Origin of the sequence: Dyadobacter linearis, from assembly GCF_907165045.1 — a bacterium.
Lineage (GTDB): Bacteria > Bacteroidota > Bacteroidia > Cytophagales > Spirosomataceae > Dyadobacter > Dyadobacter linearis.
Window position 1 is genome coordinate 744,370 of record NZ_CAJRAU010000003.1, and the last position, 25,853, is coordinate 770,222.

The following is a 25,853-nucleotide window of genomic DNA, read 5'->3' on the forward strand; positions in this document are numbered from 1 at the left end:
TCTCAACTCACCTTTCCCATTACATACATCTCCTCCATCGTAGGACTTGGTACCCCACCTTCTTTTTCCAATGTAATCGCGAATGCTACTGCGCCGGGTTTGGTGTTTTTCATTCTCAAAACTTTACCTGAAAATTCATTATCCAGTACTCCTACATCCACCGGCTTGTTATCTACAATCGTCCAAAGCTGGTATTGCTTGCCTGCCGGAGGTGCCGGAAGGTTTTGTACGTCGAGCATTACCTCATTCGTTTGCTGGTTCCAGAATGCAGCTACTGCGCTTTCAGGCGATTTCGGCATTCCGGCTAGTTTTACCACTTTATAACTTGGGTCGCGGTACATTCCTGCAAGTGCCTCACTATACGCAAGACTGCTTTTCATCCCGGCAACCTCGCCTTTCAAGCTACCTAGCTCAGCAGCCAGCTGTTCGTTGCCCCGCCTGTATTCGCTCATCTGCATAGCAGACCAGCCTGCAAACACTGCCAGCAATATAGCGGCAGCGACTGCAATTTTCGCCCAGATCGGGGTTACCTCACGGGTTTCTACCTCCGGCCGCTCAAAAACGTCGGCTATTACCTTTCCGTTATCTGTGTTAACCGGCCTAACGTGTTCAACACCATCGTTTAATCTTATTTCTTCCTGAGTGCCAGCTGCTTGCGCGCTATTCGTTTCATGATTTGTTTCAATCTCAGAATCAAATTCCAATCTTGCGAAAATCGATTCTTTCAATGAAGCCGGAGGAGGAGTCTGATGTTTTAATGCATATTCTTCCAAAGCATTCTCAGTTCTCAGCAACTCTTCCTTGATCTCCGGGTAAATATGAGACATACACTCAACCTCCTGTTTTTCCTGAGGAGAGACAGTGCCCAATACATATTCTTCCAATATGCCGGACTCTATGTATGCTTGGATGTTCATACTGCAAAGTATTGTTTTAACTCTTGTAACGCCGTGCGGATCCTGGATTTCACGGTACCCAACGGTATGCTTAACTCTTCGGAGATCTCTTCGTGCGTATAACCCTGGAAATAAGCCATATCAATCAAAATCTTCCGTTCGGGGCGAAGCATATCAATGATCGCTTTCATATCCGAGCTGGTCGTCTGCAAATCTTCGTACGAGTCTTTCTCATTCCGGACCGCCATGTCGTCTATATCACCCATTATTGGTTTTCTTCCTTCCACTCTCACCGCATCAATTGCGCCGTTCCGCGCAATATTCATGATCCAGGTAAACAATCTTCCTTTTTCCGGATTATATGAAGCTATATTTTTCCAGATTTTCAAAAAAGATTCCTGCAACACATCTGCGGCTTTCTCCTCGTCCCTCAACGTTTTTGAAATGATATTAAACAAAGCTCCTGAGTAATGGTCGTACAGGAAATCAAATGCCACCCGCTCATTCCTTTTGAGAGCCAGCACGAGTTCCTCTTCCGAGTATTTTACCTTGCTTGTCGCCAAGAGTCGCTTAACAGTTAATTGTAAATTACGTACTGGCAATCTAGCGAAATTTCCCAAGAACCAGTCAGCAGGTGCATAAATTATTGCCCCTCTGTTCCGCTCTCTTGTATTTCCTAAGTTCCTTTGAATCAAAGGAAAATCCGATCTGATATAGAAGGCTACCATCTTAGTGTGTTTTAATGCATATACGACCAAACACACTGTATTAGATCAAATCTATCTACCTGAATTGCAAAGTGTTCATTTTCTGAGCTTTTCGACTTTCAAAAGGGTCAAAATCAGGAAAAAGGCAATGAGGCTCAGCAGGTAAACGATGTTCCTTGAATCCACCAGCCCTTTGCCGAGGGAGATATATTGCTCGTCGAGCGCGATCCAGAGAAGCAGCTGTGAGCCGGTTCCGGTACCCAGTAATTGTGACAGCGCGCCGAAGCCGACGTACCATATAAAGGCAAAGAAAACACCCAGAATAAATGCAACGATCTGGTTTTCGTTCAGGGAGGAAGCAAATAGCCCCATTGATACAACAGCCCCGCTGAACAGCAGCAGACCAACGTAAGAGCCGGCAACCGCAGCTGAGTCGATATTCCCGACGGGGTTACCAAGCTGGTAAATGCTGTAATAGTAGATCAGGGTCGGCAGCAGGGTAAGCAACACCAGGCTCCAGTTTGCAAAAAACTTACCCAGTACCAGATCAATATTGGTAATCGGCTTGGTAAGCAGCAGTTCCAGTGTCCCTGTCCTTGTTTCCTCCGCAAGGGAACGCATGGTAATTGCCGGGATCAGAAATATAAGCACGTAGGGGGCCAAACGAAAGAATGAGCCCATATCTGCATAACCGTAGTCAAGGATATTGGAATCCGGGAAAACCCAGACGATCAGCCCGATCGCGGTCAGAAATACGACCATCACCATATAGGCGATCAGTGAATTAAAAAAGCTGCCAATTTCTTTCCGGAAGATTGCAAACACAATGTAATTTTTATAAACTCAACAATTGACAAATCACTCAAAAACAGGCTTTTCGCGGCGAATAACCGCAGCTACGATCAGTGAAATGATAAAGCCGGTCAACAGGTATCCCAGCACGCCCATAATAAAAACGACGCCGGGCGACATAAATTTTTGGGAAAGCTCCATCGCCTGATCAATTTGAGAATCGTCCATCCCTCTGCGTTCCATATCCTCCCGCACCTGGTCCATTCCCTGGGTCAGTAAAGTATTGTCGATAAACTGGATATAGAACATCGTGAACGCAGAACTGAGCAGCCCCATGATCGCCGAAGCCAGCGAGCCGACAGCCAGCCCTTCCCCGTAGCTCATAAAACCCTTATTCTGCTCCCGGAAGTTCTTCATAGCCAATACAATAGCCACGATCATCAACACAAAGGAAAGCGAAGACAAAAGCTTGTTCTGCGACAGCCCCGAAACATTGATGATCGTTGTATAGACCATGATCACAACCGAACCAAGTACACCATACTTCAAGGCAACACGGGCAGTAGAGGTTTGTTCTTCCATTTAGATAGCGTTTTATCGTTTCAGGTAAGTCAATAAATTTAAGATTTATTATTATGAAATACACCGTAATCCTGCTTTCTGAAGATGAGGGAAATGATCAGGATCGGGATAATGCCCATTACCGTTTTCTTGCTTACCTCGTCCATGATAATTTCAGAGGTTTGCATGCTCCCTACCCCATTATACATTTTCATAAATTCCGCCTCACCGATATTCTTGACCAGTTCCGCCTTCCCTTCCATCATCAGCGACTTCATTTCCGCGATGTAATTGGTAAATACTGCCGGATCGACATAGGTTACAAAAAAATAGATCAACCAGCCAGCGATCAGCGCACCGATCGTATTCACGACATACCCGATCGTCAATGCTTCCCAAAGGTGTAAAAACCCGTTTCCCACCTTTTTCCTGAAATACCAGCACGCACCAGCTATCATGATAATGTGGATACCGAAATCCATCACCTTGTTATTTCCCAGCGGCACAATGCCGATCATATACAAGCCCAGGAAAAATATAAAAACCAATATCCCCGTCACCAGCCCGAAAACCAGTGAGACTTTTAAAAGAGGTTTGTCAAAATATGCTAAAATCGATTTCATGCGTACCACTCCTGTTTTCCGTTGTTGATTACCCCTCTCACTTTTCCTTTCAGCTGCTGTCCCAAAAACGGCGTATTTTTTGATTTGGAGTAGCTTTTTCCAAATGTCCAATCTGCTTCCGGATCGAAGAAAGTTAGATTGGCTATTGCGCCCTGCTCAATGCTGATTTCCGGAAGTCTTAATATAGCCCGCGGCGCAGTTGTGATTTTCTCAACGATCGTTTCGAGAGACAAGCCGCTGTGCATTACAGCGAGCGAAAATACCGTTTCCAGTCCCGTGATACCGAAATCCGCGTGATCGAATTCAAGGTTCTTACTTTCTTCATCCTGCGGGTTGTGGTCAGAAACGATCGCGTCGATAGTACCGTCGGCCAGTCCCTGCCGCAAAGCTTCCTGGTCCGCCTGGGAGCGGAATGGCGGATTTACTTTCAGATTAGTGTCAAAATTGATGAGGTCTGAATCTTCAAACACCAGCTGATGCACTGCGACGTCGCAGGAAATCGGTAGTCCTTTTTGCTTCGCCTCCCGCACAATCTCCACGCCTATTGCCGTAGAAAGCAGCGAAATATGTAACACCGGATCAGATGTATCATACATGCTTTTTTCCAATGCATATTCCAGCAATTTCAGGTCGCGCGTTAGCATCATTTCTTCTGCCAGCGACGGTATTCCCTTCATTCCGGTGAGGGTACTTGTGATCCCTTCATGCATTTGTCCGTAAAGCGACAGCTGTGCTTCTTCCGGGCGGTTCATCAGCAATGCATTAAGTGGGCGCAGGTACAGGATCGTTTTTAGTAAAAGATCGGCACTCTGCACCGCGTGTTCGCCGTCCGTAAATGCAATCGCTCCTGCGTGGTGCAGGTCGATCATTTCGGTGAAGTCAACGCCCTCCGCTTTTTTTGTGACCGCCGCCGCCGGGTGCAGCGTTACCACTCCGCCCGCAGCCGATTGTCTTATATAGTTTAAAGTATCCTTGCTGTGGACAACAGGATTGGTATTGGGCAACAGCACAATTTCCGTAAAGCCACCGTGAGCCGCAGCTGCGCTTACCGAATAGAGATCTTCCTTATGCTCAAAACCCGGATCGCGTGACCCAACCCGCATATCTACCCAGCCGGCAGAAACGCAGAGCCCGCTCAGGTCTTTTACCTCAATGTCATTTGAAGAAAGGTTTTCTCCTATTTCCTTAATTTTCCCGTCCTCGATCAATATATCTCTCACCTGACCATTTGCAGGTGATTTTTTATCAACAATACGGACTGATTTGATCAACAATTTCATATTCGTAATCTGGTAGCCGGACGTTATTTGCTAATCCGGTTTCAAAAAAAAAGCTCCTGAATGGAGCTTAAACCTGTTATCAGGCACCTATAAATTTCTGGTAGTCTTCTGCGGAAAGTAACCCCTCTCCATCAGCGGGGCCCGACAAGCTTATTTTCACCATCCAGCCGCGGCCGTAAGGGTCAGTATTTACAAGCTCAGGTTCTCCGTCCAGTTCTTCGTTCACTTCAAGTACAGTACCTGCAACGGGTATAAACAAATCCGAGACCGTTTTTACCGCTTCCACAGAGCCAAAAACCTCCCCTTTTTCAAGTGCATCCCCTACTGTGTTGATGTCCACGTATACGATATCACCCAATTCATTCTGCGCATGTTCCGTGATCCCAATTGTTGCCGTATCGCCTTCTATTAGAATCCATTCGTGATCCTCTGTATACTTAAGTTCTGACGGGAAATTCATGATTAAATAGGTAAGTTTTGAATGACTTTGTGCCGCAAATTACATGATGTGGCGTGTATTTTCCAAATCAAAAATTTATTCAGCCAAATTGAACTTCAACTGCACACCGCCCGAAGTGCTGGCCCGGTAAAACGAGTTGGAAACAAGCGGGTCGTTGAATGTACGGTCGAAGTAAAATTGCAGACTCAACCGGTTATTTACCATATAGTTGACAGTCGGGCGTAGCTGGAAGTTGATATTACCCGCAATCGGGATATTCTCACCGTCAAACTTGCGCTGGATAGAACGCGTATCCCGGAAAGTAAGACCGAGCTGCATCGTCATATCATTTTTCAGCTTCCTTTTCACCCCGTTGATCTTAAACGGCAGCGGTACATTGTTTTTGGTAAAACCAATATTAACCGTCACATCCTGATTGAACAACTCCGCAACCTGTGAATTTGAAAGGTTCAATGCGATCGTCCTGTCTCGGTTATATTCCATTCTCGCCGTAATGCGGCTCTGCGTCCTGAACTCGACACCCACCAGCGGCTGGAATTTCTCGGACATAGTGATCGTGCTCATCGCGAAAACAGGCACATATTGCCCCAGATCATTCAGCCGCGACGACAATGGATATCCAGTCACAGCTAAATTCACATAAAGCGCCTCGTAATCCAATGAAGAAGTGAAGTTACCTACGCTGTAATTGGACATATACTTGTGCCGCAATGTAAATGAGCTGAACAGCCTTTTAAACGAAGGCAATTGAGACAATCCATTATAGCTGAAATCCCAGTTTGGCATCGGGAATTTCAGGAATGGATTCGTCCGCACCGTATTCGGATCTTTGCCGGTATAAGCTGCAAAGAATGAAGAAATCAGTACATCCTGCGAAGTTTCGTTGTATTCGCCTCCGCTGTTATTTTCCTGGTTCAACCTGTCACGGATAATGGCGCGGTACGCCCGAAATTTATCGAATACCGGCGATGAGTTATCCCTTCTCATTTTCGCGAATGCAGTCCGGAAAGACATAAATGACATACTGAATTGCCCGTTACGCAATGGACTCTGGGAAGCGAATGCGCCGCTCGAATCAGGACGATAAAATTCCTGATAAGCATCCTGGCGCGTAAGCCGCGCTTCAATGATCAGCCTGAAATCCTTAAAAGGTTCAAGTGTGGTATTAGCCGAGAAATTCTTTGCAATAGTTTGCTGGAAAGGCATATTCTGCTGCTGGCTCGTCGTGATCCATCCTTTTTCCGCCGCCTTTTTCTGAAAATTCCTGTCCTGCTGGCCGAGTACGAAAGGTAGTCCCGGCGCATTTGCATTATCAATACCAAAATATTTCGGTGCCCGCAGGTAGCCAGGCAAAGCAGTTGTTTCCAGAACACTATAACTTACATTAATACCCCTCACCGTCATCAGAACGCGAGTCAGGTTCTTGAGCACATCGGTTGTCCGCATATCGATATCCTCGATATCACCCGGGCTGCGCGCAAAATTCTTTCTACCGGCCGAAGGTGTATTTGCAAATTTCAGATAGCGAAGCTTGTTGTAAAGCAGCACAAAATCCACTTTCCCCGTCACGCCTCTTTCGCGGCTGTTTCGGATAATATCACCAAAAGGAAGACCCGTGGTATCTCTCAACCCCAATGCATTTGCCTGATATTGATACGCTACCGAGTGTTTATAATCCGCGCTCAGCCAGTCTGTCAGCGGGATTTTATCCAGCGGCAAACGGTAAGTAAAGTCAATTGCCTGATCAAAATTCTTGATCCTGCCCAGCTTTTTGAAGTTAGACCAAAGTGAATCCTTCTTCGCAGCTGTATTAATATCTCCCATCGGTTCGTCAATGATCGAGCTTGCCGACGAGCGGTAAGTAAGGGTCGCGTTCCGGGTCAGGTTCCAGCCGAAATCGTAATATCTGTTAAACCAGAAATACTTTTCAAATAGCGGCTGTATTCCTTCTGTGGTCAGATCTGCATTGCGCAACTGTGTTTTCAGGAAACGCCTGTCCACGTCGGTACGCAACTGTACCATGTTTGGAAGAAGTGTTAGGTTGAAATCCTTGATAAACTCCGCCCACCTGTTGGTCGCTGTCCACTTTTTAAACGGCTCTATCGCCTTCGGCTGGCTGCTGTACACATAGGAAATACCGCCTTTGTACATCCGCTGGTTATATTCCTGAGTCAGTACATTGCGCCGCTGGTCGTCGCTGAAAGCATAGGTGAATGAGAAATTCTCGAAATCATAAAAATGATTCCTGGCCCCAGGTTTCGTTTTAATTTTCCTGACATTGGAGAAGTTGATACCCCGCCTAACTGCATTTTCTTCCACCATGCGCCGGTAGCCGTCGCGTTCTTCATCGGTCTGCAAATTCCCGAGCGAGGTATTCAGCGGTGTATCCGGGTCGAGCGGATTGAAGTGTGGTTTTACATTTCGCCTGTCGTAGCTTAAGAACAGCGGGATACTGAAACCCCAGTTTGCAGGCAGCAATTTATCCAATGCAATATTGGAAGAAAATCCATATTCCTGCGTCAGGTTCCGGGAACGCTCTCCGATCCTTTGCTGTACACTTCCGAAGCCGAAAGTCTCAACCCGGCCGGAAGCAGTCAGGGTAGCAAAATCTGCCAGCTTGGCATCGAGTTGCGCAATCGCAGCTACACCTCCCCGGTCGTCGAAACCTTCCACGTGCATTTCGTCTACCCACAAACAGAACGATTTCGGGCGCTCGTCGCTAGACTTTGGATTTCGCATTCCGATCATCATAACCCGCACCGAGCTCAGGTCGGGGTTACCTACAACCGATAAACGATATCTTCCGTCGGCAGTCAAAATTGTATAAGGTACACTCAGATTTTTATCAATCTGACGATTCCGCTGCGCTTTTGCTTCTACCAAATCCGCCAGCGCAATGTTTAATTCATTTCCTTCCGGCCAGACCTCTTGCGGTTGCGAAGCCGAAGGCGGCGTTGCCTGTAATCCCGACAGATCAATTTCATAATAGTTTTGTGTCAAATCGGTCCCGATCCGCATGAAAGTACCGACCATCCCGCTCTCGTTCTGCTCGTTTTGCATGTGTACATACATTCGGAGCCTTTTGCGGAACAACAGATCAAGATTGACATTTTTGAAAACAGCCCTGGAATCGCCGTCGCGCAAGTCCGTCACACACAAGCTCATCGATTGTTCGTTCAGCAAAAGCGGAGGCCGCTGGGTATTGTCCTGGTCGCGTTTCCAGCCCGGCGGAATGGCATATTGGTATTTATCAGCACCGGCAGAGCGGTTGCTATTCTCTTCAATACTCACCGTTCCGACCGTAAATTTCGCGTCGTAAGGTTCAGGTACTTCCTGTAAACCTGGTGCGTCCAGGTTAGAAGTATATTTCCGGTATTGCTGACCAACCATTTGCAGCTGTGCAAAACGCAATACAACAGGCTGCTGGAAGTCAGTCAGGTACATCCGCATAAAACGAATCGATTTGAAACCGCTCATATTACCGACGATCCCAGAAAACTCTTTAATCGGAACCCGGAACAGATACCAATTCTGACCATCCTCGGTTTCCGTTTTATCAACGACATAACCCTTACCAACTGCGAGCTGATTGGGTTTCAGGTCGATTTCATATTCGTAAAAAGATTCGTTGTCGTTGATCGTGTTGTCGACATTCATATCCTCCCCGTCCGGAACGTTGGTAGAAGCTGGTGTCACGTCTGCGGTTCTGCCCACGCTTTCAGGAGAGTTATTCTCCATCCCCAGGTAATTTTTGTAGCGTTGAAGGATTTTCAGATCGGCGCTATCCTGTTCGGCGCCGAGGAAAAACTTGAAGTCATCACCAGAAGGGTCAGCTATAATTTGCTGCCGCGCAGCTGCGGAAAGGTTGGCAGGCAGACGATCAATGTATTGTTTGAAAAAAGCCTGTTCTTCCTGGTTTGTCAAACCATCCAAACCAACATCCTGCTTCTCACGCGCACCATCTTCGTTGCTGAATGCATTGATCAGATATTGTGATTTCGTAGCATAGCCCCAGGCAGTTGAATCTACATTCACTCCTACCTGCTTTGGAACGATCGGCAGCCCGTTCTCAAAATTGTATCGCTCGTCAGGAATTACGTCTTCCGAAATATCACCCAGATTGAAAACCAGTTTTCCGCCTGTTGTATTGGGTCTACCCTCAAAACCATCGCGCACAGCACCTTTCACAGGATCGTTTATAAATGGATCCAACATCCAGAACTCAATGCTTTCAATATTCGCATTATCAAAATCATTGTCAGAAGTAATCGCCCGGCTGATCGCACCAAAATTCTGGCGCGGCGTTTTCAACCGACCGTCCGTCGCCAGATCGGTATTGTAGTTATACATTCCCCTTTCGCTGGGGTAATAGGCAATATCCAGCACCTGCTGCGGGTAAGTTACCAGCCCGGCGATCGCGCGGTTAGGGAATATGTCTCTTGGGAGGAATAACCTTTCGTAAAAATTGGCTCTGTCTTCCTCCGTGATATTGGCTGGCGGCTGGTATCCTCCACCAAGTCCCTGGTCACCACCGAAAATATTATCGACGGTATAAGCTGAGATTTTAGCCCGCTTATATCCGTAGTTCAGCGTTTTTCCGTCCAGTCCCTGCCTGAATTTGGCGGGTACCGACGCAAGCCGCCATTTCTGTGGCTGGCGGGCAAGGTCGTAAATCGTTCTCGCGGCTTCAAAATCATCGACCAGCGAACGGTTATTCACATCCTTTGAAACACCCGGCAATAATTTGGCAAACTCCCCTTTGAACTGAATGGTTGACATTTCCTTGGTCTGGATCAAAGGCAATGCATCGAGGAGCTTGGTCAGGAACGGAACATCTTTACGGAATTTGATATCAAAACCAAGCATGGTATTATTTACAGGCTCGTTCCCGATCGAGACCCGCGACAAAAAGCCCGCTGGCCGCTCGCGGTATTTGATCGCTGTCAAACCAATACTCATATCCCGGTTCACCACATAATCCAGCCTGGTACCCAGCAGTGAACGAACCTGGTTTTGGAACATATCCGGTCTCTCATATTCGATCACAATCTCCCTGCCCGAATTCAGTACGCTGCTATTGATCAGCCTGACGCGACCTATCTGAGCTTCCACAATATAATCGGAGCCCGGAGAAAGCGGAACGCCACCGGAAGTCACGGTAACTGAAGTTTCGAGCACACCAAAAGGCAGCTGCACCTCAGCGCCACCACTCGACTGATATGAACCTTTAATAAAGAATTTGTTTCGCTCCGTAACCTGCTGCGCGTCGATCATCGTCGTGCGGTACAGTTCGTTGAAAACATATTTGTTTCTGAATGCATCTTCGCCCGCACCAAACTTGCGCGAAAGGTTGGTACCAAACGGTTCCAGCACCGGGAAAATAATGCGCCCCGACTTGCTGTCCACCGTAATACCTTCCACAAAGTCAAAATTTCCGTCGGGTTGCAGATCGTTGACCGGGTTCAACCTGTCAAGTCCTGAAAGTCGGATCAGAGGCACATTGGCAATGCTGCTTTCCTGTAAATTGGGGTTATCAATACCAGTTTGGTCATCTTTATAAATAACCCGCAACTGAAATCCCTGCTTGTCGATCTGGCTTGTTCCGAGGGAATAGATGTTTTTCATCATCAGGTCCCACATCGGAAGCTTGGTATTGTTCCGGATAGTCGATGATTTCAAGAGTTTCAATGCAATTACTTCATTGTCCCTCCTCGCCTGATAATCCTCAGTCAGCTCCCCTACTTTGAAGGAACGTCCGTTGAGGGTGTATTCATAGGAAACGGCCAGCACTTCGTCGTTTCTGAGTGCATTCGTCAGGGATATATATCCGAGTTGGGGATGAAACGTATAATCGCGGTCAGCGGCAAGTCGTTTTGCGCCGCGCAGCAACTCATAATCGATCGTTTTTTCCAGTCCAAGTGAAGTGATCGAGCTGTTGGTATTATCTACCTGCCTGAATCCCGCATTGTTTTTTAATGTGTTATAAAGCCCATTTGCTGCATTATCGGCGGGCGAAGTAGAGCGGATCGGTTGTAAGCTGGGGTTGGCAGATTTGTAAGGAGCAGGTTCGCCCAGATCGGCAAAACCGACCACATTCCTGAGTGATTCCGTGGTGGTTGTACGGTTGGTCACATATACCTCGATCCGGGTTACAGTGACGCCCGAAGTGATCGTGGGCGTGTTTCGAAGTGAACTTTCGTAAATATTCCTGAAATACTGGGAAAGGAAAAAGTTACGGTTTTCGTCATAAGTATCGGCACGCAGCTCGAAATCCCGATTCTGAGCACCGCCGCGCAATACGATTCTTTCCTTGCTTGATTTTTGCTGTGAAGCCACAAAAGTCGCGCTCAACCTGCCGAACTGGAAATCCGTTTTCAAACCGAAAAGATTTTGAACACCCGGAATGAGCTGACTATTGATCGCCCAGTTGATATTTCCCGCTTCTAGTTTCCGGATAAAGCTTTCCTCCGGATTTTTATAGTTCAGCTTGATCGCATTCTCGAAATTGAAGTTTGCCTTTGTATCAAAATTCGTTTGAAAACCCAGCTGATCGCCCAGTTTTGCATCAAAATTGATACTGATCTGTTCGTTGAAAATAAATTGGGTATTCCTCCGCTGACGGATCGGAATAGCGGGATTGTCTAAAAACTGGTGCATTAACCCCAGATCCAGCGAAACGAAACCGGTTGGTTTGAAGTTGATAAAATCGTCGCCCAGTAACTTGGAAAGTGCCGGCGGGATATCCAGTTTGGGTAAGAGTCCGCGCGCGCCCATCGCACTGTTTCCATCCTGTCTGCCCGCATATTCGCGTAACAGACTTTTGAATGCACGGTCTTCCTGGATCTTGTCATAAGCATCGAGATCCATTCGTTCCGGCGCACGGAAATTGAGGTCGCCAGCCGGTGTTTTAACCTTTTCGGTTACGGCTATTTTCCCTGCACTATCGAGAGTAATATTGGTAGAGATATTGCCCGGGTCGCGCAGGTAGAACGGCGACCGCGGTCTTGGCTCGGCAACGCGGTTGGAATAGAAGTCTTTCCAGCGCATGATCAGCTGGCTTCCCGACCTGTCCAATGCCCGCCTGCTGGTATCTTCAGGAATCGTATCTGCCTCGACTGTCCATTCCTGCTCTGGCTGCGAATATGGCTCGTCCCTGTCAACCGACAAGTTGGCCATTAAGGCGCCTGCAGCTGAGATACTAAGTATTTTGAATAAAAGAGAGTAAATCGTTGATGACAAGGTAATATACTTATTTAGAGAAGGTTATACCTATAAACAAATCCATCAAGACGATTTTACCAGCGTAAAATTTTTTACCAAATAGCATTGCGGTTCCTATTATCGAAGCGCCAGTTTTATCAAGTTTTCAACAGTAATTTCAGACCCTTCCCTTTTCATGATCGTGTCGACACTTTTCTCGGCGGTTGCCTTCGGTATTCCTAAAGTAACCAATGCTGCGAGTGCCTCACTTCTTAAAGTTCCGGAAGACGTGTCTGATGATTTCGGACCTGTTGTTACCAGCTCTTCCTTGCGTATCTTATCTTTTAATTCCAGAATTACGCGTTGAGCAGTTTTAGATCCTATTCCCTTGATAGATTGGATCAATCGGAGATCTTCATCTATGATACCTTGCCGGATTTCGGACGATGAAAGGGACGAAAGCATTACCAGGGCTGTCGAAGGCCCTATTCCTGAGATCGTAATCAAATCAAGAAACAGCTTTTTTTCATCACTTCCCCAAAACCCGTATAAAAGGTGCGCATCCTCCCGTATACTCAAAAACGTCACAAGTTTGCAACGTTCGCCCAGATCGGGAAGTGAGGTATAGGTTTGTAAGGATATTCGAACCTCGTAGCCTAATCCATTCACATCAATAATAGCATATGCTGGATCTTTGTAAACTACAGTTCCGTTAACGTAGGCAATCATAGAAATAGTATGTGTACTTGGTAGTGTTGATTTTTAGGTCGAAATGATCAGTTTTTGACCAGGCTTAATGGAGTTTCCGCGAATATTGTTACGTTTTTTAAGCTGGCCGATTTCCAGTCCGTAACGCTGAGATATGATCCAGAGCGTATCCCCTCTTTGAACTGTATGGTAACGCTTTCTGGTATGCCGTGCCGGATTTGCAGCCTGCTCTTCCGCACGGTAAGTAGCAACTGCGACTTTTGCTGCGGGAGCAGTTTCCTTCATGGTCTTGTAAACCACCAGGCGCTGTCCTCTTCCGATCGCAGATCTCCGGATGTGGTTCCATTTTCTCAGATCAGCCACGCTCACCCGGTATTTGCGGGAGATAGTAGACAAAGTTTCTCCCCGACGAACGGTATGTGTGGTTTTCCGGGTTTTGTTCCTCGACACAGTCTGTTCTGCTTCCGCCTCTTCCTCTTCATCCGAAGAAGTATCGTTGCTTACCAGTGCATACGGGAAAGTTTTATTAACTCCCAATGAATCGGTTCTGTTGCTATCCGCTTTTGCAAGCAGGGTACCATCCAGAACTTTTCCGCCTGTGCAGGCAACCATGATAGAATCCCTGTTGCTGAGGAAGTAGGTATATTGTACACTCGGCACTTTAAGCACAAAATCGCGCGTTTGCTGAGGCAATGAAGTTTTAGTGATTTGCGGATTAAGCTTTTTGAGTTCCTCGAATCTCATATTGCTTTGCTCGCAAAGCGCTACCAGATCAAGATAGCCGTTTACATGTATCGTATCATTTGGGATCTGGAACTCGGTGTTTTTAGGGAAAATGCCGTGATCGTTCCCGTAGTTCATCATGTAGTTCATCGCTACATATTGCGGCACGTAAGACCTTGTTTCTCTTGGCAGTACATTATAAATAGTCCAGAAAGTGGTACCTCTCGACCGGCGCATTGCGCGCTTTACATTTCCCGGGCCGGTATTATAGGAAGCTAATGCAAGTTCCCAATCTCCAAATATGCGGTAAAGTTGTTTGAGATACATACAAGCGGCCTCGGTAGCTTTCACCGGCTCGAAGCGCTCGTCAATATATTTATCCTGATATAACCCAAACTCACGTCCGGTAGCCGGCATAAACTGCCACAAGCCACCTGCTCTTGCGTGGGAAATTACGGTCGGATTTAGGCCCGACTCTATCATGGAAAGGTATTTCAGTTCGGTAGGAAGTCCGTGCTTCGCGAGTGCTTTCTCAAACATGGGAAAATACAAAGGCATTTTCTCCATCATGGTCTGCGTAAACTCAGCTTTGCGGTAGATAAAATACTCTACGAACTCGTGGGAAGACTTATGATAAGTAAGCGGAATCGACTTTTCCAGCTTGGCAAAACGTTTTTTGAGCAACTCCTGAGGAACCGACGGGTTGGGTCCGATTTCCTCTACTTCCGGCAGGTAGGGCAAAAGCGTCGCTTCCGCCGCGGTCTCTGTCTTAAGTGTATCTGGCTCGAATGATTTCTCCTGTGGATTTTCAGCCTTGGAAGGCGTATTCCAGAATCCTGCACACATGGCTCCGAGCCATAATACTTTTTTAGAAAGCCTCATTAATTAAATGTTTTTTGAAGGTTAATCAATTCACGGTTTCAATGGCTATTACCTGTTTTCCTGATGAATCGGAATAATCTTTAATACATTCTATTATATAATCACAAAAATTCACTCATCAGAATAATTTCGGGTAACCGCCTCTTATTCTGGCACGATTATTTTCTTGTAACACTTGATGAAATACAGCCTTTACTGCTCAGGCAACGGTTTAAAAAAACTAAACTTCCTGGTTCTCACTGTATTTTTTGGCAACCTTTTGATTTAGCCTGGTCAGGTAGTCGGCGAAAGCCAGCATTTTTTCCTCACCAAAATAAGGAGCCATTATTTGAATTCCAATTGGCATTCCCTGTTGATCGAAACCATTTGGAACGGCAATTGCCGGATTCCCCACCACATTCGCCTGCACAGTGAAAACGTCAGCAAGATACATTTGTAACGGATCTTCTGTTTTCTCACCTATTGTAAAAGCTGTTGTAGGAGTGACCGGGGAAATAAAGAAATCGAACTGCTCAAAAAACCTGTTCGTTTCCTCCCGCACCAATCTTCTAACGCGTTGCGCCTTGGTATAGTATGCGTCGTAGTAATTTGCGCTCAATACAAATGTACCCAGCAAAATCCTTCTCCTCACTTCCGGCCCGAAAGCTTCTGTACGCGTTTTCTTGTACATGCTTTCCAAATCCGTCGATTCTGCGCTCCTGTGACCATATCTTACCCCGTCGAACCTTGACAAGTTAGAACTTGCCTCAGCGGTGGTCAGGATATAATAAGTTGGTAAAAGAGAATCAAGCAGCGGAATTTCCACCGGCACAACTTCATGCCCCTCTGCCCGCAGGCGATCGAGAACAGCTTTTGTCCGCTGGCGAATATCAACAGAAATAGCCTCATTTTCAAGCGTATCCTGAATATATCCGATTCTGGCTTTCCCTTCCCAATTCAATGATGCTGAATAGGCAGGCACTTCTTTTGTAGAAACTGTACTATCATAATCATCGTCGCCGGACATAATTTCCAGTAACAATGCTGCATCTGAAACGCTTTTTGTGATCGGGCCGATGCAATCGAATGAAGATGCATAGGCGATTAGTCCGTATCGCGATATTCTTCCATACGAAGGTTTAACTCCGACCACGCCGCAAAATGCTGCTGGCTGACGGACAGATCCGCCGGTATCGCTTCCCAATGAAGCGTGGCACAATCCAGCCTGAACCGCAACTGCAGAGCCACCCGAAGATCCACCGGGGACTTTGGAATTATCAGCCGCATTCAAAGCCGGACCGAAAGATGAATTTTCATTGGAAGAACCCATCGCAAACTCATCGCAGTTCTGACGCCCTATTATAATTGCGTCTTCATCGATGAGCCTTTGCACAGCGGTTGCTGTAAATGGCGCCTGATAAGAGTCGAGAATCTGACTTGCGGCCTGTAAACCGTGACCTTTATGAGAAAGGACATCCTTGATCCCGATTACCATTCCTGCCAATCTGCCGGCGGTTCCGTTAACCAGTTTAGCATCTACAACGGCGGCTGTTGATCTTGCCTCGTCCGCGTACACTTCGACGAAAGCATTCAGGTGGGAACTGGACTCTATCTTCTGTAAATAATGCTCCACTAACTTGACGCAGGTCAAACCGTCTTCACGCAAATCTTCCTGAATCTCGGCTAGCGTCAGATACTCTTTCAATGTAAAATATTTGTGGGGTTGTAAATAAATAATCAGAGCCATTAAGGGATTAGCTTAAAGGCTCTGGTTATACCTTCGATATGATGGAAGCGTTATTTGGGGTCTTCCATGCTTTTTTCAATATTCTCCTTAACGTCTTTTGAAGCGTTTTTGAATTCATTGATACCCTGCCCCAAACCGCGCATCAATTCAGGAATTTTCTTCGCACCGAAGAAGAGTAGAACGAACAAGGCAACGAAAAATATTTCCTGTCCACCTAATCCCATAAATGCCAAAACGGTTGCTGATTCCATATCTGTTTCTTTTATAATGTTTACAAAAATAAAAATTCTTTTCTACAGAAACTACTAAAAGGTTCTGTTTTATCCTATGTTAATCGTTTTTTCCTGCTTTTCCCACGCCCCGAATTTGCTGATATCGTCACTCAAAGTTTTCATCAGCCAAACCACTAAAGCAATGTCGTCAGTGACACCAACAAACGGTAAAAAATCGGGTATAAGGTCAAGCGGCGACACAAAATAGATGAGTACCGCGACGACCGAAAGCAAACTTTTCCAGGGAAGGTGACGGTACTGTCCCGAGGCATATGCCCTGACCATTCTGATCAGTAACTGCACACTGTTTTGGAATTCGGACAAGTTCCCCTTTACTCCTACCCGCTGCAACTTGCCTACTACTTCCTTGGCCAGTTGAAATAAACGGCCGGAATTTTTAGCATAACGCCCGGCTTTTCCTGTTGCACTTTTAAAGAAAATCGACTGTAAAATACGTGAAATCATGGGTTGGTCATTCGTTATATTAAGCAGAAAAAAGTGGTTCGTTGTGGCAATATAACTATCAAAATACGTAAAAAATTGCATTTTGGATCACCCCGCTTACTTTATCTGCCAAAAAATCCCATTCCCCTTGGTATTAACAAATTATGTGTTCTACTTTTAGGAGAAAATTTAAAAAGCATTAGTTTCTATTCAATTAACCATATTTCCCTATGAAGATCACTGTTGTAGGTGCAGGCGCCGTCGGTGCAACTACTGCCGATAATATTATTCGTCGTGAACTGGCAGAAGAGGTCGTACTGCTCGATATCAAGGAAGGCGTGAGTGAAGGTAAATCCCTGGATATCTATCAAACAGCAGCTTTACTCGGGTTCAATACCAAACCTATCGGCTCAACAAACGATTACGAAAAAACAAAGGGATCGGATGTAGTGGTGATCACGTCCGGCCTGCCTCGTAAGCCGGGTATGACGAGGGAAGAATTGATCGGCATCAATGCGGGAATCGTAAAAGGAGTTACTGAAAATATCCTTAAATATTCGCCCAAAGCAATCATCATCGTAGTTTCGAATCCAATGGACACGATGACTTACCTCGCATTGAAAGAGTCGGGTATTCCAAAGAAAAGACTGATCGGAATGGGCGGCGCGCTGGATAGCGCTCGTTTCAAAACCTATCTGGCAATGACAATGGACGTTTCCCCGCTTGATATCCACGGAATGGTGATCGGTGGCCACGGCGACACGACCATGATCCCGCTTACCCGCCTTGCGACGTACAATGGTATCCCGGTAAGCCGTTTCCTGAATGCGGAACAACTTGAAAAAGTGGCTGCTGACACGATGGTGGGCGGAGCGACTTTGACTAAACTGATCGGAACTTCGGCCTGGTATGCACCGGGAGCGGCTACCATGATGTTGGTTGAGAGTATCGTTCGCAACCAGAAACGCATTGTGCCATGCAGTGTTTACCTGAATGGTGAATATGGCCAGAAAGACATTTGTATGGGTGTACCTGTTGTATTGGGCAGAAGCGGTTGGGAAAAAATCATCAACCTCCGTTTGAGCGATGCAGAGAAAGCAGCCTTTGAAAAGTCAGCAGAAGCCGTTCGCTCAATGAATGGTGCTTTGAGTTTATAAAAAGACTTGATTTAGCATACCAGCCGGCCCGTCCTTGCGAGCCGGCTTTTTTCTGTCTTTTTGTTTTTTAAAATTATTTCTTCTCTAACCAATTAATTCAAATAATATAAAATATTATATATAAAATTACACTATTATCTCATTTCTTGACATTAAACACACTTTCGCATGAAAACAGCACTACTTGTATTATTCACTTTTCTCGCTTCGTTCACCGCATTTTCCCAGTCAATAAAGGGGACTGTTTTCGAGGAAAAGAACGGCACCGGACTACCCGGCGTTTCACTGCTCATCCAGGGAACCAATATGGGTACAGTCACCGATTCGGATGGAAGTTTTTCGTTCGATGCAGCCGACGGTTCTTATAAGCTCGTGATTTCATTTATCGGCTACACAACGAAAATCGTCCCGATCGAGGTAACATCTGGCAAATCACCTGACCTGAAAATCACACTAAGTGAATCGTCAGAACTACTTAGCGAGATCGTGGTTACAGGATCGCGAAGCGGTGGCCGCTCCCGCATCGACTCGCCCGTGCCGGTGGATATTATTCCCGTTTCGCAAATCACAAATAACGTGGGACAAGTTGATATCAACCAGATCCTGACCTACGTCGCGCCCTCCTTCCAATCTTCAAGACAGACTATTTCCGACGGTTCCGACCATATTGACCCCGCCCAATTGCGCGGACTAGGGCCGGATCAGGTTTTGGTTTTGATAAATGGAAAAAGAAGGCACCAATCTTCACTTGTCAATGTAAATGGCACGGTCAACCGCGGAACAGTAGGTACCGATTTAAATGCAATTCCCGCCACGGCTGTTGACAAAATCGAGATCCTTCGTGACGGTGCGGCCGCACAATACGGTTCCGACGCCATCGCCGGCGTGATCAATATCATCCTTAAATCGAGGACAGGATTAAGTGGAAATGTTTCTTACGGACAGAATGTAACGAGTTATGATAAAGATTATGTGATCAATTACGGAAAGGATGAATCCGTTAATATTTCCGACGGAGGTACAGCACAGGTAGGTTTGAATTATGGCTTGAAAATCGGCCAGAAAGGTTTCTTGAATATAACCGGCGAATACGTCAACCGGGAAGCTACCAACCGGACAGGCACTTACACCGGACAGATTTTCCCGGCAGTCGACGGAAAAGTGGTCGATGATCAACTACTTGGCGAGAAAGGGTTAACCCGAAACGACTTTGATATGCGTATTGGAAACTCAAAAGTAAATGGCGGCGGGGCGGTACTCAATGCAAATATCCCACTTTCTCCAAATATCGAATTCTATGCATTTGGAGGTTATAACAACAAGAAAGGGAACGCGGCCGGCTTTTACCGGTATCCTAATTCGGTACCTGCGGCAGTCCGGACGAACGTTCTTGCATTGTATCCAAATGGCTTCCTCCCCGAAATCAACAGCGACGTCACCGATATTTCCGCGTCGGGCGGTTTGAGAGGGAAGTTCGGGCAATGGAAGTTTGATCTCAGCAATACCTTTGGGAAGAACGACTTCGATTACACAATTTCGAATTCCATAAATTATACCCAGGTCAATACCGCGTTGAACATTCGGAAAGAGTTCAATGCAGGTGGAAATGGCTTTTCACAAAATACTGTCAACCTGGATCTGGGGAGGAAATTTGAGGTTTTAGAAGGCTTAAATGTGGCGATCGGTGCAGAGCAGCGGACTGAAAAATATACGATTACCGCAGGCGAAGAGGCTTCTTATAAAAACTACGATGTTGCAGCGGGAGTAGCCGCGGGCGCGCAGGTATTCTCAGGTTTTTTTCCTCAAAATGCGGGCTCGCATTCCCGCAGCAGTATCGCAGGCTATCTTGATCTGGAACAGGACATTACAAAAGCGTGGGTCGTGAGCGGCGCGCTGCGTTTCGAGAATTATTCTGATTTTGGAAATACCCTCAATTACAAGCTTTCGTCGCGCTACAAGTTTACCGACGGGATTGCATTGCGCGCCTCCGCCAGCAGCGGTTTTCGTGCACCTTCTTTGCAGCAGCGGTATTATGCCAAGACCAATACCCTTTTTGTAACCCAAAATGGTCAGCAGGTCGCACAGGAAAGCGGAACTTTCACAAATGACAGCCGGCCAGCAGAAATCCTGGGAATACCTAAACTTAAACAGGAAACTTCGCAGAGCTTTACAGTCGGCACTACGATCCAGCTGGCAAATGCGTTTGAACTGACTATCGACGCGTATCAGATTGATATTGACAACAGGATCGTTTTAACAAATAACTTCAACGACGGCGGTAATGCGACATTAAAAGCACAACTCACCGCCGCAAATGCAACTACTGCCAATTTCTTCTCGAATGCGGTAGACACGCGGTCAAGAGGTATCGAGGCTGTGCTATCCTACAATACCAAATTCGGCGGAACCCAATCTTTGCGGGCCGTTTTGGCAGGCACATTCATTCAGAATAAGGTAAAGAAAGACGCGAGCGGAAAGCCGATTATCCATGCTTCCGATATTCTGGTACAAACCAATCAGGTGAATACGTATTTCAACCGGGAAGATATGAGCCGCTTCGAGATAGCGAGCCCGAAAAACAAACAGAGCCTTACTATTAATTACAATGTTGGAAAACTGGGCGTGATGCTCCGTGCAGTGCGTTTTGGCGAGGTAACTTATTGGGACCCGACGATCGATCCGACCAAGCCGGACACCTGGCCTGTCAATACGTTAACCGGACAAAAGGAAACGTTAGACCAGACTTTCGGTGCGAAAATCGTCACTGATATTGCAGTGAATTACAATCTGACCAAGGGAATTAACATTTCGCTGGGCTCTAATAATGTATTTGATGTGTATCAGGACAAACATTTACATTCCGGAAATGTGAGTCTGGGCCGTTTTGTGTACTCTCGCCGCGTGCAGCAAATGGGGGTAAATGGCCGGTATGTTTTTGCAAGATTAAATTTTTATTTCTAGCAAAAAACAAGGAGCCGGTCTGCTGACAAACCGGCTCCCTGTTTTTCACAAAAACTATATCGAAATCTGGTATTGCAAAGTAAACGCGCCGCGCCTTCCATTCGCTTCCAGCTCATTCGCATTGCTGCTATTGCGGTACACCGGCCGGTTTTCGTAGTTAAGCGACATTTTACCAGTGTGACCTTTGATCAGCCAGTTTACACCGACATTATACACACTCATACCGTCACGAAGGCGCTCGTAATCTGCATATTGCAAGGAAGCGTAAGGCATTAATGTCCCCTGACTACCCAGTAATCCGTCTTTAAATTTATAGCCGGCCTGCGAATAGATCACACTTCCGGTCCCAAACATCGGATATGCATTTCCATGCGTACCTCCTACCCCGGCAATTGGCTGGGCAGTACCCGTAGCAGGGTTCATGATTCCATTGTACCGCAGATAACCTTTCCCATAATCAGTGCCGAAGTAGCCCATATAAGCAGAAACAGCACTTCCCGTTTGTGTATTGAGCGGCATATCCAGGTAAGCGGCCACCGACCAGAGATTCATATTGCTGTAAAGTGTATCGGTCGCTTCCCTTCGCCACGTCGCATTCTTTTGGGTAATAATCCCGGCTTCTATATTGAACACCTTGCGTTTTCCGAGATAAGTACCGGTCATGTAGCCGGGCGTGGTATTATCCTCCGTGTCAAAAATGTTATATACCAGTAATGCGTCGAACTGCTTATGATTTTTTCGCTGTGAAAATGCTGCATTCTGATTGATTGCCGGAGGAACAGAGCCGCTGGTTTCCAATGGAAAAGGATCAGCCACTGCCACGCGATAGTTGATTTTCCCGATCTGTCCGCGGCTGTAAACTGCAAGTTTTCTCGAAAACTGATCGGTTTGATCGACAGTCGCCTGCGCAAAAACGGGCACATCGAGTGTCATGATCGAACCGATGCTGGGTTGTGAAAAACGCGACAAACCGTTCATGATCGTCAGGCCACCACCGAAACGGATAAAGTTGGTGCCTTTCCGCTGGACTTCATATTCACCTAATGCATCATGAAAAAAAGCAGCCACTTTTCTGTTACTGGGCGTGCCGGTCGTATTGTAAGCAGGAAATGCGCTGACCTTGTTGAAGTTATTCATCCCAAACTGCGTATAAAAGAATATCCGGTCGGTGATCTGGCCAAATAATTGCATGCGCGTCCGGCGCAATCCGATGTCAAAAGTGTTAGTCTTCGGGTCGCCGGTAACAGTAGTTCCGGGGTTGTTTTCGTTGAACCGGAACCAGGCCTGGTTTGTAAAAGTTGCCTTTACATAATGTGAACCCGATTCGTTAAGATTGTAGCGGAGATCCGACCGCGTGTTATCATCCGACGGTTTAACCTGCGCCCATGCAACAGACGAACTTAGCAAAATTAAAGAGAGTACTTTTTTCATTTAAAAATGTTATTGTTTTCACTGGCGAATAGCGCTTTCAGCTTGCAGCTAAGACTTAAAACAATATTAAAAGTTAGTTAAAATGATTTCAAGCACGGCTTCAAACCGTTACGCACGCTATTCTTTTTCTATCCGTAACCTAAATCATAAGGCAGGTTCTGGTTGGGCTATACTTGCATTCCTGTTATTTTTCTTCCCGGCATTCGCTCAGGAAACACCTCCGCTTATCAACTTTTTTTCCTCCGAATATAAGGCTCATAACCAGAACTGGGCAATCAGCCAAAGCTCCGACGGAGTCATTTATGCAGCCAATTCCGATGGACTGATGGAATATGACGGTGCATCCTGGAAGCTGTATCCATTGCCCGACGGACAGATCGTGCGGGCAGTATTATGCGACGGATCAGCCAAAGAACAGCGAATTTATGTAGGCGGTTTTGCTGAATTCGGCTACTGGCGAAAAGAAGCCGACGGGCAGCTTAAATACTATTCACTGAGCAAAAGCGCCAATTTCAAAAGTTTGAAAACAGAAGAGATCTGGCACATATTGAAAACACCCGACTATATCTACTTCCAGTCTTTTGCCAAAATTTACCGGTACGACGGGAAAAACCTGATTGAAATGGAAGCGGAAGGAAACTTCATGTTCCTGAGATATGTCCACAACAGACTTCTAATCCACGTGATCGACCGCGGACTATATGAATTGAAAGGAGAGAAATTTGTGAATTTGCCAGGCACTGACGCACTTTCTTCCACTATTGTCACTTCCCTACTGCCACTTTCGCGCGAGAGAATTTTAATTACTACCACCAAAAACGGATTGCTGATCTGGGAAAACGGCGAGCTGCAACCTTGGAATATTCCCCAGGCGGAGGAGCTCAAAAAGAATATCATCAACAAGGCCATTATCCTCTCGCGCGACAGCAGTATTGCCATTGGGACGATTCAAAATGGTGTTTACATTATCTCGAAACACGGTGACTTCAAATATCAGTTTAACAAAGAAACCGGTCTGCAAAACAACACTGTTATCGCACTTGCGGAGGATAGCCGTAAAAAACTCTGGATTGGAATGGACCAGGGGATCAGTTTGGCCGAAATGTCCTCGCCGATTATCTCCTATCAGACCAATGATAATCCGCTTGGTTCAACTTATGCAGCGGCGCTCTGGCACGGAAAACTGTATGTGGGCTCCAATAAGGGTGTTTTTGTTAAAAAATGGCCGTCTTCGGAACCGTTTCGCGCAGTGCCGGGACTCGAAGGCCAGACTTGGATGTTGAAAGTTTTCAACGACCAGCTCCTCTGCGGGCACAACGATGCCACTTTCAGGATTGACGAACAAGGTGCACGCAAGATTTCGAATATCACCGGCGGCTGGGTTATGTTGCCGATCGCCAGCGGAAATGACACTTTGCTATTGCAAGGCGCCTACAACGGTTTGCACGCTTATAAAAAAAATAAGGATGGACTCTGGACTTATGCACATCGTGTCCGCGGCGTGCCGCCTACACCTATCCGGCAGATCGTTCGCGATGAAAACGGGCTATTCTGGCTTGCGCATGCATATAAAGGACTTTTTTCAGCAGAGCTCACGCCCCGGCTGGATTCGGCCCTGACCTGGAAGGAATTCAAGTCGCCGGATCATATTCCGAGCGAATTTTCAGTGGAGATATTCAAATGGAAAAACAAGATACATATCCGGTCGGGAAATAAATTCCTGGAACCCGGCCCCGCCCAGTCGCTCAAAAACAGTATCGATTTTACCCCGGAAGACGAACCTTTTAAAGTCCGCACAGGCATTGGCGACGATTGGTTTAAGGTATTTATGAACCGGGTAACGCTATATTCCTCAGGCCAAAGCCCAAAACAGCTGTCGTTAAAGCTGATCAGGAACACTGAAACGATCATTCCGCTCACGAATAATCATTACTTCTTTTGCCTTGACAATGGTTACGCACTTTACGATCGTTCCTCCGACATAGATGCAGGCGCAATCGACTCGGCCCCTATTGTCAGGAAAGTATCCAATCTGAGAAACCTTGGCGAAACGTTTCGCATTTCGGGAAATCCTGCATTACCTGCCGAATTCCGTGCATTGCGGATCAATTATGCATTGCCCGAATATGGTCGTAGCGTGCAATACCGGTACCGGCTGCGCGGGCTAACCGACCAATGGTCGGAATGGACGGACCAAAGTTTTGTTGAATTTACCAATCTGGAATCTGCCGATTACGTGTTTGAGGTGCGCAGCAGCCTGAATGACCTGGTTACCTCTTACCAATTCAGTGTGCAGCCACGGTGGCGGGAAACCATCTTTGCCCGTATACTCTTTGCTTTCCTGATCGCAGTCGCCCTGATCGGCCTCATTTTTTATCAGGAAAAAAGACTCGCCAGACATCGCAGGAGGCTCATTGCAGAGCAGGAAGAGAAACTGCGGCAACAGCGGCTGTCCAGCGAGAGGCAGATCATGCAGATTCAAAATGAAAAGTTGCAAAGTGAGATCCAGAGCAAAAGCCAGCAGCTGAGCAACGTCGCGATCAATGTGGTCAGGAAAAACGAAATATTGGAAGAGATCAGCAGTGAACTGAAACAGGTGAAAGCAGAACTCGGACAACAACTTCCAAATATTCACTATCAGAAACTCCTTCATAGTATTGAACGCAATGTCGCCGGCAAAGATGACTGGCTTTTATTCGAGCAAAATTTCGATGAAGTCCACGAGCAATTCTTCAAAAGGTTAAGACAAATTTCTCCAACCATTTCTCCTTCGGAGCTCAGACTTGCAGCCTGTCTGCGTATGAATTTATCCACGAAAGAAATGGCACCAGTGCTGGGAATTTCCGTCCGTGGTGTAGAAATAAAGCGCTACCGGCTTCGCAAAAAACTGGGATTGGGTATGGATGCCAATCTCGTCGAGTTCATGATGGACGTTTGACCCATTGTACTAATCCGTATCAAAACAGCATTGGCTGTCTAGTTTCCTTGCATTATTCTCAGTGATGTAATGGTGATGTAGTCTATTTTTTG

At 46.5% G+C, this 25,853-nt stretch carries 17 protein-coding genes; 3 read left to right on the forward strand and 14 right to left on the reverse strand.

The genetic code is table 11. The features are described from left to right. Positions 1 to 2: 2 nt before the first annotated feature. The 13 genes from KOD92_RS13515 to KOD92_RS13575 form a co-directional block, all read right to left on the reverse strand. Positions 3 to 917, reverse strand: a complete 915-nt coding sequence (locus tag KOD92_RS13515; protein WP_215234097.1) for an anti-sigma factor — start codon at positions 915 to 917, stop codon at positions 3 to 5. Further along, complete coding sequence (locus tag KOD92_RS13520) at positions 914 to 1,459, reverse strand: RNA polymerase sigma factor (RefSeq protein ID WP_229254664.1); 546 nt, start codon at positions 1,457 to 1,459, stop codon at positions 914 to 916. The genes KOD92_RS13515 and KOD92_RS13520 overlap by 4 nt, the downstream gene beginning before the upstream one ends. A gap of 240 nt (positions 1,460 to 1,699) precedes the next feature. After that, positions 1,700 to 2,428, reverse strand: coding sequence for a gliding motility-associated ABC transporter permease subunit GldF (gene gldF / locus KOD92_RS13525; protein ID WP_215234099.1), 729 nt, complete (start codon positions 2,426 to 2,428; stop codon positions 1,700 to 1,702). A gap of 33 nt (positions 2,429 to 2,461) precedes the next feature. Beyond that, positions 2,462 to 2,977 carry a DUF4199 domain-containing protein gene (locus tag KOD92_RS13530; protein WP_215234100.1) on the reverse strand — a complete coding sequence of 172 codons (516 nt, stop codon included), beginning with the start codon at positions 2,975 to 2,977 and terminating at the stop codon, positions 2,462 to 2,464. A gap of 38 nt (positions 2,978 to 3,015) precedes the next feature. After that, positions 3,016 to 3,579 carry a DUF4199 domain-containing protein gene (locus KOD92_RS13535; RefSeq protein WP_215234101.1) on the reverse strand — a complete coding sequence of 188 codons (564 nt, stop codon included), beginning with the start codon at positions 3,577 to 3,579 and terminating at the stop codon, positions 3,016 to 3,018. Continuing rightward, positions 3,576 to 4,859 (reverse strand): dihydroorotase, encoded by a 1,284-nt coding sequence (locus tag KOD92_RS13540; RefSeq protein ID WP_215234102.1) that lies wholly within the window; start codon positions 4,857 to 4,859, stop codon positions 3,576 to 3,578. The genes KOD92_RS13535 and KOD92_RS13540 overlap by 4 nt, the downstream gene beginning before the upstream one ends. A 79-nt stretch (positions 4,860 to 4,938) precedes the next feature. Next, a complete protein-coding gene (gene gcvH, locus KOD92_RS13545) occupies positions 4,939 to 5,319 on the reverse strand; it encodes a glycine cleavage system protein GcvH (protein WP_215234103.1) in 381 nt (126 codons plus the stop codon). A gap of 75 nt (positions 5,320 to 5,394) precedes the next feature. Next, positions 5,395 to 12,558, reverse strand: coding sequence for a T9SS outer membrane translocon Sov/SprA (gene sov, locus KOD92_RS13550; protein ID WP_215234104.1), 7,164 nt, complete (start codon positions 12,556 to 12,558; stop codon positions 5,395 to 5,397). Positions 12,559 to 12,657: 99 nt separating this feature from the next. Further along, positions 12,658 to 13,248 carry a Holliday junction branch migration protein RuvA gene (gene ruvA, locus KOD92_RS13555; RefSeq protein WP_215234105.1) on the reverse strand — a complete coding sequence of 197 codons (591 nt, stop codon included), beginning with the start codon at positions 13,246 to 13,248 and terminating at the stop codon, positions 12,658 to 12,660. 33 nt (positions 13,249 to 13,281) lie between these two features. Beyond that, positions 13,282 to 14,832, reverse strand: coding sequence for a lytic transglycosylase domain-containing protein (locus KOD92_RS13560; RefSeq protein WP_229254665.1), 1,551 nt, complete (start codon positions 14,830 to 14,832; stop codon positions 13,282 to 13,284). Positions 14,833 to 15,052: 220 nt separating this feature from the next. Then, a complete protein-coding gene (gene gatA / locus KOD92_RS13565; RefSeq protein WP_229254666.1) occupies positions 15,053 to 16,558 on the reverse strand; it encodes an Asp-tRNA(Asn)/Glu-tRNA(Gln) amidotransferase subunit GatA in 1,506 nt (501 codons plus the stop codon). Between the two features lie 50 nt (positions 16,559 to 16,608). Next, complete coding sequence (locus KOD92_RS13570; RefSeq protein WP_215234106.1) at positions 16,609 to 16,809, reverse strand: Sec-independent protein translocase subunit TatA/TatB; 201 nt, start codon at positions 16,807 to 16,809, stop codon at positions 16,609 to 16,611. A 69-nt stretch (positions 16,810 to 16,878) separates the two neighbouring features. Continuing rightward, on the reverse strand, positions 16,879 to 17,295 hold the full coding sequence (locus KOD92_RS13575) for a YkvA family protein (RefSeq protein WP_215234107.1): 417 nt from the start codon (positions 17,293 to 17,295) through the stop codon (positions 16,879 to 16,881). A gap of 209 nt (positions 17,296 to 17,504) precedes the next feature. Here KOD92_RS13575 and mdh point away from each other — a divergent pair, with 209 nt between their 5' ends. Both mdh and KOD92_RS13585 read left to right on the forward strand, forming a co-directional pair. Beyond that, positions 17,505 to 18,431, forward strand: a complete 927-nt coding sequence (mdh, locus tag KOD92_RS13580; RefSeq protein WP_215234108.1) for a malate dehydrogenase — start codon at positions 17,505 to 17,507, stop codon at positions 18,429 to 18,431. Between the two features lie 168 nt (positions 18,432 to 18,599). Then, entirely contained in the window at positions 18,600 to 21,392 is a 2,793-nt protein-coding gene (locus KOD92_RS13585; protein WP_215234109.1) for a TonB-dependent receptor, read from the forward strand. A gap of 54 nt (positions 21,393 to 21,446) precedes the next feature. On the opposite strand, the gene KOD92_RS13590 is transcribed toward KOD92_RS13585, so the two are convergent. Further along, positions 21,447 to 22,823, reverse strand: a complete 1,377-nt coding sequence (locus KOD92_RS13590; protein WP_215234110.1) for a hypothetical protein — start codon at positions 22,821 to 22,823, stop codon at positions 21,447 to 21,449. Between the two features lie 82 nt (positions 22,824 to 22,905). Between KOD92_RS13590 and KOD92_RS13595 the strand changes: the two genes are divergently transcribed. Beyond that, a complete protein-coding gene (locus KOD92_RS13595; protein WP_215234111.1) occupies positions 22,906 to 25,761 on the forward strand; it encodes a triple tyrosine motif-containing protein in 2,856 nt (951 codons plus the stop codon). The last annotated feature ends 92 nt before the right edge of the window (positions 25,762 to 25,853 follow it).